Origin of the sequence: Microbacterium schleiferi (assembly GCF_020781975.1) — a bacterium.
GTDB lineage: Bacteria > Actinomycetota > Actinomycetes > Actinomycetales > Microbacteriaceae > Microbacterium.
In genome coordinates, this window is sequence record NZ_JAJGNI010000005.1 from 131,772 (window position 1) to 144,998 (window position 13,227).

Here is a 13,227-nt window from a genome sequence, read left to right on the forward strand (position 1 = left end):
GTCCATGGGAACCCGCGGGTTGGGGCGCGATAGTTGTCTGCGTGGTCGATGTGTCAGGCTCGAGGCTCATGAGCTCGAGTCCGCCCGGCATCCGTGCCCAGCCGAATCCGTCCCATGCGCCGGGTGCGTTTCTGGTGGCGCTCGTCGCGAGCCTGGGCATCCTGCTCGCGGGAATGCAACTTGCCGTGATCCTGCCGGGATCGCAGCAGCCCGTCACAGCCGTCCTCATCGTGTACACCGCTGTCTTCGTCGTGTACATCGGGGCGGGAGTTCTGGCCTGGATGCGGCGACCGTCCAACGGAATGGGACCTCTGCTGATTGCGGCCAGTCTCGCGGTGTATGCCGGAAACCTCGGCAACGCTTCGGTTGTAGTTCTCGCGCTGGTCGGTGACGTTTTCGCGACTGTCGTGTTCGCGGCGATCGTGCAGCTGCTGTTGGCTTTTCCCTCCGGACGGCTGCGCGGCACAGTGTCGCGCGTGGTGGTTTCTGCTGCGTACGCGGTTGCGGTGCTCCCTGGAGTCGGTGCTCTCATCGCCCCGGGAGATCCGCAGGCTCAGGACGTCTTCGTGCTGACGCAGCGCCTGGGCGGGCTCGCCGTCATGGTGGTGACAGCTGGGCTTCTCGCGCGTACGGTCCTGGCAGCCGACGCCGTCTTCCGGCGGCTCCTTCTGCCGCTGTACGGGTACGGCATTTTCGCGGTGCTGGCTGTGCCGGCAAGCGCGGCGCTCTTCGACGTCCTCGGCGCCCAGGGCTCTGTGGCGCTCGCGACGATACAGCTCATCATCCTCGCGGGCGTTCCCGTCGCTTTTGTCGCGGTCATCCTGCGTGGCGGTTTTCCGCGCAGCGGCGGGTGGGAAGAGTTGAGTGAGGCCCTCGCGGTGGTCAGGGAGGGCAAAACGCCCCTGCGGGATGCGCTTGCTCGCACGCTCGGAGACGAGACCTTGCGCCTCGTGTTCACGGGCGAGGACGGTGCGTGGATCGACGAGCGCGGCCAGATCATCGATCCGCCGCCGGTCGGCGGTCAGCGCGCGCTCATCCCCGTCATGGTGGAGGGCCGCACCGTTGCATCGATCGAATACGATCCGCGGCTCACGGTCGATGGGGACTACGTCCGCCGAGTCGGTCAGGTCATTGCCGTCGCGATCGATCGCGCACGCTTGTCGGTCGAACTGCTGCGCAGCCGGCGCGAACTGATGGCATCCCGGGCGAGGTTGGTCGACGCCGCCGACCGGGAGCGGCTGCGGATTGCCCAGGACCTTCACGATGGGCTGCAGATGCAGCTGGTGCTCCTCGCGCTCGAAGCGCAGCAGATCGCGAACGCTGCTGAGGAAGGCGAGGCGACCAGTGCCCGCTCGCGAGTGCTCCGCGTGAACATCGATGCTGCCGCGAGTGACTTGCGCCGGCTCGTGCACGATGTTCTGCCGTTGCCCCTGGTCGGTCGCGGACTCGGCAACGCCATCGAGGATCTCGTTGACCGGATGCCGATTCCCACGGCGTTGGAGATGACATCGCTTGAGGAGATTCCCACGGCGGCGGCGACCACGGCATACTTCGTGGTTGCCGAGGCGCTTACCAATGCCGTGAAGCATGCTCACGCCGACCGCGTCACGGTGACCGTCGCCCGAGTCGATGACGTGCTTCGCGTGTCGGTGACCGATACCGGTGTCGGTGGAGCGCACGTCGAGGGGCGAGGACTGGGCGGTCTCGTCGACCGCGTTGAGGCTGTCGGCGGCTCGCTGACCGTGACCTCGGTGGTGGGGGCGGGTACGAATCTGAGGATGGAGATCCCGTGCGGGTAGTGATCGCTGAAGACGAAGCGTTGTTGCGGCAGGGACTTGCCCTGGTTCTCGAACAGGACGGGTTCGAGGTCGTCAGCGCGGTGGGAACCGCCGCCGAGCTCGAGGACGCCGTTGGTGAACATCAGCCCCAACTGGTGATTACAGACATCCGGATGCCGCCGACGTTCACGGACGAGGGACTCGTGGCCGCGCACCGCATTCGCGCATCGTCGCCCGATGTAGCAATCGTCGTTCTGTCCCAGCACGTACAGCGCCGCTACGCGATCGAACTCGTCGGCACGGGTCAGGGCAAGGTCGGCTACCTGCTCAAGCAGCGCATCGCGGATGTTCGTACCTTCACGCAAGACTTGCGACGCGTCGTTCGCGGGGGGACGGCGCTGGACCCCGACGTGGTCGAGATTCTCCTCTCACGTGCCCAGGTGCTCGGCGGTGGTGTCGAGCGACTGACGCCTCGTCAACGCGAGGTGCTCGGCTACATGGCCGAAGGGCGCAGCAACAGTTGGATTGCGGGCGCCATCGGGTTCTCCGAGAAAGCTGTCGTCCAGCACACGTCGAAGATCTACGACGCCCTCGGTCTCGCGGTCGATGCGGACGACCATCGTCGCGTGCTTGCCGTGCTTCGCTATCTCACCCGCTGACGGCGTCGGTGCTGGCGTCGGATGCGGGCGCGAGCGTCTTCTTCCACGCGCCGATGTAGGCGACCGGGCGGAACCCGATCTCTTCATTCACGGCCAGCATGGGCCGGTTCTCCTCGGCGTTGTAGGTGAGAATCCGCTGCGTGTGTGGCGCCAGTTCGCGCCAGCGAAGCAGCGCAGCGGTCTTGATCAGCATCCCGAGTCGGTGACCGCGGTGCTCGCGAAGCACCAGTGTGTCCTCCTGGTGCGTCACGGGGTGCCCAGGGCTCGACGCCAGCTCGGTGAAGGCAACCAGTCGACCCGACGCGCGATCGCGCGCCGCGACAACGAGCACGTCGCGCCCGCCCTCGATCCAATGGGTGTCGTGTTCGAGTATCCGGGCCGCATCCCAGCTTTCCTCGGCGATCTCCATGCCCGCGCTCGGTGCGTCCACACTCATTCGCGACTTCATCCAGGCGTAGTCGGCCACGAACTCCGGGGGAGTCGGCGGACGCCACGAGACGAGCTCGTACCCGGCTGACGCCACGGACGCCTGCTGATGGAGCTCGCTCACCAGATCGACACTGGTGGCCGAAAGGTCGAGGATGCTCTTGCGTTCGACCTGTTCCAGCGCGTAGCCGTGGCGAAGTGCGAATCGCGCAGCGTGATCGAGCGGAATCCGCCCGAAACCGGTCGGCGGAGCAAGTTGCTCACCGTCTGCGGTCGGGTGTTCGATCCATGACTCGATGACGCGACGCTCGTTCTCGGCGGCAGCCGCCTCGAGGATGCCGAGTGCCGCCGTTCCGACGCCATGACTCCACGCGTGGCGGCGAAGTTCGATCTGCGCGTAGGCAGCCGTGGCGTCCTCGTCGTGAGGGAGATCAAGCCCCGCGCGTCCCACGAACTCACCGCCGGACCACACCCCCCAGATGAGTCGCTGCGCGAACGGAGATGGCCGATAGTGGGGGAGAAGCACGGCGGGATCGAGTTCCTCGTCTCGGTTGCCGCTGATCTCGTCATAGACGATGTTGCGGACCCTCACCATCTCGAGGAAGTCTGCCGCCTCGGGGGCGTGGAGACTGCTCGGGATGGTGAGGGGCCGGATGTCGGGTGTTGCGGTTGTCACGTCGGATCCTTCGATCAGCGGGCGTTCAGATGCCAGGCGGCCAGGCGGACGGCCTGAGCTGCGCGCTCTTCGCGCGCACGCTCCTGGTCGTACCGGAGGCGTGCGACTTCGCGCTGTTCCCGGGAAGCAGCACGACGGAGGTGCTGCGTGAGTACCCAGACGGCTACCCGAAGGCTTGCGCGCTCGGCGAGCGTCAGATGTCGACGGACGTGGGGGTGGGTGGTGAGAGCCTCGACGGGCTCGAGCGTGGTGTACATGAGAGACCTTTTGGTCGGCTGCGAATGCCGGTGTTCTTCCGGCATGCAGCGGGGAGGCATCCGTGCGCTGGCCAGCGGGTCAGTGCAGATGCGGAGAAGTGAACGGACAGGTAGTCCGTGGGGCCGGAACCGACGAGGTCCGGTGGCTCAACCAGCGCGCGTTACGCGGCGGTGGGAGCGGCGAGCAGTCCCAGGAAGGTCAGTCCCATGGGAGCGCGCAGCGGGGTGTGTCCGAACACTGCATTGCGAATCATCATGGCTGTCCTCCTCTCGTGACGTGTCGCGATCTGGAACGTTAGCGGGTCGAAGCAGCGTTCGTCAAGCAAGCTCCCAGAATTCGAGGACCTCCGGGCGTGTCGCCAGTCCTGGGCCTGGCTCCCTCGGTGAAGTGGCCTAGCAGGGTAGCGTAGGTCGACGGTCGGTGGTGGGGGTCGATACGCCACACGTCGGGAAGGAACGCGCATGCACCTGAAGAGCGTCACGCTCAAGGGGTTCAAGTCATTCGCCCAGCCGACCACCTTCGCCTTCGAACCGGGGGTGACCGCGATCGTCGGACCCAACGGCTCGGGCAAGTCCAACGTCGTCGATGCGCTGGCCTGGGTCATGGGGGAGCAGGGCGCCAAGACCCTGCGCGGCGGCAAGATGGAAGACGTCATTTTCGCCGGTACCTCGACTCGCGGGCCGCTGGGTCGCGCCGAAGTGCAACTCACGATCGACAACAGCGACGGAGCTCTGCCGATCGAGTACTCCGAGGTCACGATCAGCCGGACGCTGTTTCGCAACGGAGCGAGCGAGTACGCGATCAACGGCGAAGGATGCCGTCTGCTTGACGTACAGGAGCTCCTGAGCGACTCGGGACTCGGGCGCGAGATGCACGTCATCGTCGGGCAGGGTCGGCTCGACACAGTGCTGCAGGCCTCTCCCGAAGACCGACGCGGGTTCATCGAAGAAGCCGCGGGAATCCTCAAGCACCGGCGCCGCAAAGAGAAGACGCTTCGCAAGCTCGAGGCGATGGAAGCGAACCTCACGCGCCTGAGCGATCTGGCCGGTGAGCTGCGCCGACAGCTCAAGCCTCTGGGCCGCCAAGCCGAGATCGCCCGGGAAGCTGCCACGATCGCCGCTGTCGTGCGCGACGCGAAGGCTCGCTTGATAGCCGACGAACTCGTCGGCTTGCGTGCGGAGCTGGCAGATCACATGCGGGCCGAGCATGAGCGCCACGCCGAGCGGCTTGTGTTGCAGGATCGATCCGATCAGCTGCGGGTACGGATCGCGCAGCTCGAGGCTGAGCAGCGGTCCGAGGCTGTCGATGGTGCGCGGCGGGTGCTGTTCTCGCTCGAACGCGTGCAGGAGCGCCTGCGCGGGCTGTACTCGCTCGCCGGCCAGCGGTTGACGCTTCTCGGGGAGTCGTCCGATGACGACGGTGCGGCAGTCCGAACCGTCACGAGCGCAATGATCGATGACGCGCGGGCTGAGATCGACGAGGTTTCTGCAGGTCTCGTGGATGCCGAGGATGCGGCATCCGAGGCTGCCCGTGACGTCATGCGAGCTCGAGCCGAACTCGACGCCCTGGATGTCGACATCGCCGAGCAGAGCGCGCTGGTTTCGCAGCATGAGATGAAGCTCACCGCTCTGCGGGGGTCGGCGGACGCCGCAGCGTCAGCGCTGGCGGCCATCGACGATGCGCTGGCACGGCAGCAACGCGCATTGGATGCCGCGACGGCTCGTCGCGAGTCGGCGGCGGCGGAGCTTGCCGGGGTCGATCCCGAGCTCGTTCCCGAGGGCAGCTCGGCGCAGTACGCAGCCGAGTACGACGAGGCTGGCCGCCGGGCGACGGATGCCGAGACCCGCGTCTCGGAGCTCCGGGACCGCCTTCACGAGACCGAACGCGAGATCGAAGCGCTCACCGCCCAGACCACGGCGCTGACGCGCGCGCTGGGCGTCAAGAACGCCTCAGCTGACCTGATTGCTGAGGAAGCTCCCGGGGTTCGGGGCCTGGTCGGTGACGCCATTCAGATCACGCCCGGGTATGAGGCCGCGATCGCCGCCGTGCTCGGTCCCCGCGCCGAAGGTGTGCTGGTGGACAGCCTCGAGGATGGCTTTGCGCTGGCCGAGCGAGTGCGTGACGCCGATCGCGGGGTGGTCGATTTTGTCATCGGCGAGGTCGCGGAAGCGGTTGAGGATCTTTCTGGATTCGGTTCGCTGCGGCCCGCCCCAGATGTTGTCACCGGTCCCGCCGGTGTGCGGGCGCTTCTGGCGCGTGTCGTCATCGCGGACGACCTCGACGCAGTTCGGAAGAGCGCGCCGCAGGTGGTCGCCGACCCGCGCACGATCACCGTCGTCACCCGGGCGGGTGAGGTGTTCACAGGCTCGTCGCTGCGAGCAGGCGCGGGAGCCTCTCGATCCCGACTTGAGCTCCTGGCCGAACGAGACGCTGCCGCCGACCGTCGCGATGAACTCGTCGTGGTGGCCGACTCCCTGCGGGAGGCGCTCGCCGATGCGCGCGCCGAGGCCGAGGAGGCCAAACGCCACACGAGCGCGGCGCTGACCCGGCTGCGTGAGCACGACGCAGCGGTGGCTGCGCACGCGGAACAGGTCAACCGCGCCACCGTGCAAGTCGAGGCTGCCAGCGCGGAGTGTGAACGGCTTGAGGCAGGACTCGCGCAGGCGCAGGCTGCCCGGGATGATGCTGCGGCAGCCGCAGCGTCGGCTCAGGCGCAATTGCAGCATGCCCTGGAGGCGCCGCGTCCCATTCTTGACGCATCGGCTCGCGACGGGCTTCTCGAGGCACTCGAGGGTGCGCGGGAGCACGAGATGCGGGCGCGGCTCGAGGTCGAAACGCTCCGTGAGCGGGTTCGCGCCGGACAGGCGCGTGTGCAGCAGCTGGAACGCCAGCGCGAGCGCGAGGCCGCGGCTGCCGCCGAAGCGGCGCGACGCGCTGTCATTCGTCGACGCCAACGTCAGGTTGCCGCCGATGTCGCAGCGACCCTGCCGGCCGTCCTGGATTCGGTCGACCGATCGGTCTCGGCGGCGCGTCTCGAGCTCGCTGAAGCCGAGTCGGCCCGCTCCGCCGTCACGTCAGAGCTGTCGGCAGTTCGGGCCGACGAAGCCGCGGTTCGGGAACGTCTGGCAGGACTCACCGAAAGCGTTCACGGGCTCGAGCTGCAGATGCACGAGAAGCGACTTCACGTGACGAGCATCCTTGACCGGGCGCGATCGGAACTGAGTCTTGAGGAAGACATTCTCGTTTCCGAATATGGGCCCGATCAGCCGATTCCTGCTGACGACGGCGAAGAGCCGGTGGCTTTCGACCGCGCGAGTCAGCGGAAGCGGCTCCAGGATGCCGAACGCAAGCTAGCGCAACTCGGTCGGGTGAATCCGCTCGCGCTCGAGGAATTTGCCGCGCTCGAACAGCGACACGCGTTCCTCACGGAGCAGCTCGCCGACCTCACCAGCACGCGAAAGGACCTCGTCACGATCATCGAGGACCTCGATGAGCGGATGCAGACGATCTTCCTCGCCGCGTTCGACGACACCCGGACCGCGTTCGACGAGGTCTTTCCGATCCTGTTCCCCGGGGGCTCGGGGAGCCTGAGCCTGACCGATCCGGACAACCCGCTGACTACCGGAATCGAAGTTGCGGTGCGGCCGGTCGGAAAGAAGATCGAGCGGCTCTCGCTGCTGTCTGGCGGCGAGAGATCCCTCGCGGCGGTCGCGCTGCTGACGGCGATTTTCAAGGCCCGTCCGAGCCCGTTCTACATCCTCGACGAGGTGGAGGCGGCGCTCGACGACGCCAACCTCGGGCGACTCCTGGGTGTGTTCGAGCAGCTGCGCGCCAGTAGTCAGCTCATCGTGATCACCCATCAGAAGCGGACGATGGAGATCGCCGACGCACTCTACGGTGTCTCGATGCGACAGGACGGCGTCTCGGCTGTCGTTGGCCAGCGGATCGCCGATCGCGCGGCCAGCTGACCGTAGGCTGGAGCTATGGCCGAATCATCCTGGTCGCTCGGACGAGCGCTTCGCGGCATGTTCGTCAAACCCACGATCGATGAGACGACGTGGGAGGACCTTGAGACGGCGCTCCTGACAGCCGACTTCGGCCCTGACATCACCGAGCGCATCGTGGATGAGCTGCGCGAGAAGGTCGACCGGTATCGGACCACTGATCCGCGTGACCTGCAGCGGATGCTCAAAGAAACGCTCGAAGAACACTTCGCGAGATTCGACACCACGCTCAAGCTCACCGAGCGCCCCGCCGTCGTGCTCGTGGTCGGGGTCAACGGGGTGGGAAAGACCACGACCATCGGCAAGTTCGCGAACTTCTTGCGCCGCTACCAGCGCAGCGTCGTCGTCGGCGCCGCCGACACCTTCCGCGCCGCTGCCGTCGACCAGCTCGCGACCTGGGCTGAGCGTGGAGGCGCGCATATCGTCCGGCCGCAGCATGAGGGGCAAGACCCGGCATCCGTGGCCTTTCAGACGATCGAGTACGCGAAGAACACCGGAACCGAGATCGTGCTCGTCGACACGGCAGGGCGCCTGCACACCAAGGGCGGCCTCATGGATGAGCTCGGCAAGATCCGCCGGGTCATCGAGAAGCAGGCGCCGATCAGTGAGGTCCTCCTCGTCCTGGACGCAACAACGGGGCAGAACGGCGTCATGCAGGCCGAGGCGTTCCTGGAGCACGCCGGCGTCACCGGCCTCGTTCTCACCAAGCTCGACGGCTCAGCGAAGGGCGGGTTCGTCCTCGCTGTTCAGGAGCGCACCGGCATCCCTGTCAAGCTGCTCGGGCAGGGCGAAGGAATCGGCGATCTCACCGGCTTCACCCCGCACGTTTTCGCTGCCGCCCTCGTCGATTGACGCCGCGCCGGGCGCGGGGACTATCGGTCGGCCCCCGGGGCTGGTTTCATGGGGTCATGGCGATCGAGCACGACTTCTTCGGCCTGCTGGAATCTGGTCCGGACGGTTCGATCTTCTGGTCTGAGAACGTCGAGTTCGCAGACCAGTCGGTCACCGTCGATCTGACCGCGCCCGATCAAGACGATGTCTCTCCGGACGCGCTCGATGTAGCCGCGAGCCTCATCTCGTCTCTCGAGACGATTGATCGGATCGCGCGCGAGGCGATGGTGTCGCAGCTGAGCGAGCGCACCAGCGAGGTAACCGAGTACATCCTGCAACAGCAGGAAATGCTGGGCGAGGAGTTGGAGTCGTTCCTCGTCGACATTTCCGGAGACACGCACATCGACGTCATCCGTGCCCTGCAACTGATGAGCATGACGATCCTGGCCGACGAACACGGCGGATCCGACCCGTTCGCCGTGCTCGAGTACGCCCTCGACCCGGATGCCACCGACGACGTGCTCCTGGTGAACATCGCCTCGGACGGCACGGTGCTCTCGGTCACCAGCGCTGATTGACCGCGCCCAGCTCGCTCACACGGCTTGAGCGAAGCTCAGGCCTTCGCGCGCGATGTCGTCGGCGAGGTGCGACAGGTTGTCGGGGATCTGTCGTCCCTTCGACAGCATCGACTGTGCCCACAGCCGCCCGGCGCGGTACGACGAACGGACGAGGGGCCCCGCCAGCACGCCGAGGAATCCGATCCGCTCGGCCTCCTCTTTGAAGGCGACGAACTCGTCGGGTTTGACCCAGCGCGCGACAGGCAGGTGACGCGGTGAGGGCCGCAGGTACTGCGTGATGGTGATGATGTCGGTGCCGGCTTCGTGGAGGTCGCGCAGAGCCTGAACCACTTCCTCGGGCTCCTCGCCCATTCCGAGGATGAGGTTGGACTTGGTGATCAACCCTGCCTGCCGAGCCTGGGTGAGAACGTCGAGCGAGCGCTCGTAACGGAACGCGGGGCGGATGCGCTTGAAGATCCTCGGGACGGTCTCGACGTTGTGGGCGAAGACCTCCGGGCGCGCCGCGAACACGTCATCAAGAAGGGCAGGCTCGCCGTTGAAGTCGGTAGCGAGCAACTCGACACCGGTGCCGGGATTCACGGCGTGAATCTGCCGCACCGTTTCTGCGTTCAACCATGCGCCCCCGTCGGGCAGGTCGTCGCGGGCGACGCACGTGACGGTGGCGTACCTCAGCTGCATCCGCTGGACACTCTCGGCGACCCGCCGCGGCTCGTCGGTGTCGTAGGCGGCGGGCTTTCCCGTGTCGATTTGGCAGAAGTCGCAGCGTCGGGTGCACTGAGATCCGCCGATGAGGAAGGTTGCCTCGCGGTCTTCCCAGCACTCGTAGATGTTGGGGCATCCGGCCTCTTGGCACACCGTGTGAAGACCCTCATCTTTCACCAGGTGCTGCAGCTGGGTGTACTCCGGCCCCATCTTGGCTTTCGTGCGGATCCACTCTGGCTTGCGCTCGATGGGAGTCTGCGCATTGCGGACTTCGAGCCGCAGGAGTTTTCTGCCCTCGGGGGCAGTCTGCGCTCCGGTGGCGGAAGCGCCGCCTGTCGATCCTGTCCCGCATGCACTCATGCTGTGACCTCCGCGTACTCTCGCTCGAACTGTTCGACGACGGTGGCCAGGATGTCTGCTGGTGCGACGGGCGCGCCGACCACCTCGCTGACCGTCGTGACGCCGGCATCCGTGATCCCGCAGGGGATGATCCCGCGGAAACCGGCGAGCGTGTTGTCGCAGTTGACAGCGAAACCGTGCATCGTCACACCCTTTTCCACGCGCACCCCGATGGCCGCCACCTTGTCTTCGGACAGGGGGCGGCGAACCCAGACGCCGCTGCGACCCTCGACCTGGTACCCCTCGACGCCGTGCTGCGAGAGGGCGGAGATGAGCAGCCGCTCGAGGCGACGGACGTGGGCCACGACATCGATCGGATCGGGAAGCCGCACGATCGGATAACCGACGAGCTGCCCGGGACCGTGCCACGTGATCTTCCCGCCGCGATCGACGTCGATCACCGGTGTCCCGTCGGCGGGACGCTCGTGCGGCTCCGTCCGCTTGCCAGCCGTATAGACCGCGTCGTGTTCGAGCAGGACGAGCGTGTCGGGGCGGGAACCTGCGACGACCTCGCGGTGGATGCGGCGCTGCATCTCCCAGGCGTCGAGATAGGGAACTGTCGCGGGAGACAGGCCCGCCACCACCACATCGAGCACGCAAGCCTCCGCAGTTTCTGGACTGCGTCCAACAATACGCTGAATCCTGGAAACGCCGACGTGTACCCTTCCTCCATGTCCGGAGGCAGGCCACATGCGGTATCGCGGGATTCAATCGCTGAAGCGGCATGCGAGCTCTTCCTCGAACAGGGCTACGAGCGCACGACTGTCGCGCATATCGCTCGCCGTGTCGGAGTGAGCAGGTCGAGCTTCTTCAACTACTTCGAGTCGAAGTCCGAAGTGTTCTGGTCGGGCCTGGATGAGCGGATCGAGTTTCTCGACGGATTCCTCGCTGCGGCGTGCCCGTCTTCGCGGCCGGCAGAGGTCGTGGCGGATGCTGTGCGTGAGGCCTTCTCGCGGTTCACCCCCGATGCGCTGGCGCTTGCGCTCGTGAACTCTGAAGCGATGGGAGTCGTTCCCGAGTTGACCCAGGAGATGGCGACGCGGCAGTGGCGTATCGCTGCGTCCATCAGCCCCTACCTGCGTCGAACGGGAGAGGAAGCGCTCGCCGCCGAAGTGCACGCCGCAGCCTACGCGGGGGCTGTCGTCGCTGCGCTGCGGGCCTGGGCGCTGGCTGGTGCGGGGCGCGAGAGCCTTGACGATCTGCTTCGTCGCGCCCTGGGAGTGCTTCGCTGATCCCCGGGGGCACGCTCACGTAGAATCGGACGATCATGGCAACCTTCGGCACGCTATCGGATCGCCTTACCGAAACCTTCCGCAACCTCCGCACCAAGGGCAAGCTCACGCCCGCGGACGTCGATGGGACCGTCCGCGAAATCCGGCGCGCACTTCTGGATGCCGACGTCGCGCTCCCTGTCGTCAAGGAGTTCACCGCGAAGGTGCGAGAGCGCGCGCTCGGCGACGAGGTCAACCGTGCCCTCAACCCGGCCCAGCAGGTCGTCCAGATCGTCAACGAGGAGCTGATCGGCATCCTCGGCGGGCAGCAGCGGCGACTGCAATTCGCCAAAACGGCTCCGACTGTCATCATGCTGGCGGGCCTGCAGGGGTCGGGAAAGACGACCTTCGCGGGCAAGCTCGCGAAGATGCTCGAGAAGGACGGTCATACACCGCTTCTTGTGGCCTGTGACCTGCAGCGCCCCAATGCCGTGAACCAGCTCCAGGTCGTCGCCGAGCGGGCCGGAGCCGCGATCTACGCGCCCGAGCCCGGCAACGGCGTCGGAAACCCCGTGAAAGTCGCCAAGGATGGCGTCGAGTACGCGAAGCAGAAGCAGCACGACATCGTCATCATCGACACCGCAGGTCGGCTGGGTGTGGATGCCGAGCTGATGAAGCAGGCTGCCGACATCCGGAAGGCGACTGACCCCGACGAGGTGCTGTTCGTCATCGACGCGATGATCGGCCAGGACGCCGTCAACACCGCGAAGGCTTTCCAGGAGGGCGTCGACTTCACGGGAGTTGTCCTCTCCAAACTCGATGGCGACGCACGCGGTGGCGCCGCCCTGTCTGTGGCATCGGTCACCGGTCGCCCCATCATTTTCGCGTCCACGGGCGAAGGGCTGGACGACGTCGAGCCTTTCCACCCCGACCGGATGGCGAGCCGGATCCTCGATCTCGGTGACATCCTCACCCTCATCGAACAGGCGCAGAGCGCCTTCGATGAGGCCGAAGCGGCCAAGATGGCCGAGAAGCTCGCGACTGAGCAGTTCACGCTCGAGGACTTCCTCGAGCAGATGCAGCAGCTCAAGAAGATGGGCTCGATGAAGAAGATGCTCGGGATGCTTCCGGGCATGGGCCAGATGAAGCAGCAGCTCGACGACTTCGACGAGCGCGAGATCGACCGCACCGAGGCCATCATCCGGTCGATGACGCCCGGCGAGCGGCGCAACCCGAAGATCCTCAACGGATCGCGGCGCCTGCGTATCGCGCGCGGTGCGGGGATGACGGTCACCGATGTCAATCAGCTCGTGCAGCGGTTCGATCAGGCGGCCAAGATGATGAAGACCGTCGCGCGCGGCGGTGTTCCCAACATCCCCGGCATGGGTCCGGTTCCCGGCGGCGGTCGGCCCGGTGCGTCAGCCAAGCGCGGCAAGCAGTCCAAGGCGCAGAAAGCACGCCAGGGTTCCCGATCGGGCAACCCCGCGAAGCGCGCTGCCGAAAACGCCGGTCTCGCGACGCAGAACGCGACACCCACCGGTTCGGGCTTCGGCCTGGGCGGCGGGCAGCAAGCTCCGACCGAGGCCGACCTTGCTGAACTCCAGAAAATGCTCGGAAAGAACTGACGCCCGCGCGCTGACATTGCGCAGCTGCACTCTCGCCGCGGGACCGGGGCGTTCGCTACAATCCGCACGTCATCTGTCTT

The 13,227-nt window shown here is 66.4% G+C and carries 11 protein-coding genes; 7 read left to right on the plus strand and 4 right to left on the minus strand.

Annotated features, from left to right (window positions below; all coding sequences use genetic code 11):
• The first annotated feature begins 68 nt into the window (after nt 1–68).
• Entirely contained in the window at nt 69–1,799 is a 1,731-nt protein-coding gene (locus tag LL236_RS07560) for a sensor histidine kinase (RefSeq protein ID WP_228178129.1), read from the plus strand.
• Entirely contained in the window at nt 1,790–2,437 is a 648-nt protein-coding gene (locus LL236_RS07565; protein WP_228178130.1) for a response regulator transcription factor, read from the plus strand. Before LL236_RS07560 ends, LL236_RS07565 begins: the two co-directional genes overlap by 10 nt.
• On the opposite strand, the gene LL236_RS07570 is transcribed toward LL236_RS07565, so the two are convergent.
• A complete protein-coding gene (locus LL236_RS07570) occupies nt 2,427–3,539 on the minus strand; it encodes a GNAT family N-acetyltransferase (RefSeq protein ID WP_228178131.1) in 1,113 nt (370 codons plus the stop codon). The genes LL236_RS07565 and LL236_RS07570 overlap by 11 nt on opposite strands.
• Nucleotides 3,540–3,553: 14 nt before the next feature.
• Nucleotides 3,554–3,796, minus strand: a complete 243-nt coding sequence (locus tag LL236_RS07575; protein WP_228178132.1) for a hypothetical protein — start codon at nt 3,794–3,796, stop codon at nt 3,554–3,556.
• A 462-nt stretch (nt 3,797–4,258) separates the two neighbouring features.
• Between LL236_RS07575 and smc the strand changes: the two genes are divergently transcribed.
• From smc to LL236_RS07590, 3 genes are read left to right on the plus strand one after another with little or no spacing between them, the layout of a single operon-like run.
• Complete coding sequence (smc, locus tag LL236_RS07580) at nt 4,259–7,765, plus strand: chromosome segregation protein SMC (RefSeq protein WP_228178133.1); 3,507 nt, start codon at nt 4,259–4,261, stop codon at nt 7,763–7,765.
• A gap of 15 nt (nt 7,766–7,780) precedes the next feature.
• The gene (ftsY, locus tag LL236_RS07585) at nt 7,781–8,653 is read left to right on the plus strand and encodes a signal recognition particle-docking protein FtsY (protein ID WP_228178134.1); all 873 of its coding nucleotides are present in this window, start codon (nt 7,781–7,783) and stop codon (nt 8,651–8,653) included.
• Nucleotides 8,654–8,709: 56 nt separating this feature from the next.
• Nucleotides 8,710–9,210 (plus strand): DUF2004 domain-containing protein, encoded by a 501-nt coding sequence (locus LL236_RS07590; RefSeq protein ID WP_228178135.1) that lies wholly within the window; start codon nt 8,710–8,712, stop codon nt 9,208–9,210.
• Nucleotides 9,211–9,225: 15 nt separating this feature from the next.
• Here LL236_RS07590 and lipA read toward each other — a convergent pair whose 3' ends face one another.
• Both lipA and lipB read right to left on the minus strand, forming a co-directional pair.
• On the minus strand, nt 9,226–10,272 hold the full coding sequence (gene lipA / locus LL236_RS07595; RefSeq protein WP_228178136.1) for a lipoyl synthase: 1,047 nt from the start codon (nt 10,270–10,272) through the stop codon (nt 9,226–9,228).
• Nucleotides 10,269–10,907: a lipoyl(octanoyl) transferase LipB gene (lipB, locus tag LL236_RS07600; RefSeq protein ID WP_228178137.1), complete on the minus strand. Its 639-nt coding sequence runs from the start codon at nt 10,905–10,907 to the stop codon at nt 10,269–10,271. Before lipB ends, lipA begins: the two co-directional genes overlap by 4 nt.
• A 75-nt stretch (nt 10,908–10,982) precedes the next feature.
• On the opposite strand from lipB, the gene LL236_RS07605 reads away from it, so the two are divergent.
• Nucleotides 10,983–11,543 (plus strand): TetR/AcrR family transcriptional regulator, encoded by a 561-nt coding sequence (locus tag LL236_RS07605; RefSeq protein WP_228178138.1) that lies wholly within the window; start codon nt 10,983–10,985, stop codon nt 11,541–11,543.
• 35 nt (nt 11,544–11,578) lie between these two features.
• The gene (gene ffh, locus LL236_RS07610) at nt 11,579–13,147 is read left to right on the plus strand and encodes a signal recognition particle protein (protein ID WP_228178139.1); all 1,569 of its coding nucleotides are present in this window, start codon (nt 11,579–11,581) and stop codon (nt 13,145–13,147) included.
• Nucleotides 13,148–13,227 lie beyond the last annotated feature (80 nt).

Coding starts and splice junctions, on each gene's coding strand:
- LL236_RS07560 (WP_228178129.1), top strand. CDS start 69: ATGAGCTCGAGTCCGCCCGGCATCCGTGCCCAGCCGAATCCGTCCCAT.
- LL236_RS07575 (WP_228178132.1), bottom strand. CDS start 3,796: ATGTACACCACGCTCGAGCCCGTCGAGGCTCTCACCACCCACCCCCAC.
- smc (WP_228178133.1), top strand. CDS start 4,259: ATGCACCTGAAGAGCGTCACGCTCAAGGGGTTCAAGTCATTCGCCCAG.
- ftsY (WP_228178134.1), top strand. CDS start 7,781: ATGGCCGAATCATCCTGGTCGCTCGGACGAGCGCTTCGCGGCATGTTC.
- LL236_RS07590 (WP_228178135.1), top strand. CDS start 8,710: ATGGCGATCGAGCACGACTTCTTCGGCCTGCTGGAATCTGGTCCGGAC.
- lipA (WP_228178136.1), bottom strand. CDS start 10,272: ATGAGTGCATGCGGGACAGGATCGACAGGCGGCGCTTCCGCCACCGGA.
- LL236_RS07605 (WP_228178138.1), top strand. CDS start 10,983: ATGTCCGGAGGCAGGCCACATGCGGTATCGCGGGATTCAATCGCTGAA.
- ffh (WP_228178139.1), top strand. CDS start 11,579: ATGGCAACCTTCGGCACGCTATCGGATCGCCTTACCGAAACCTTCCGC.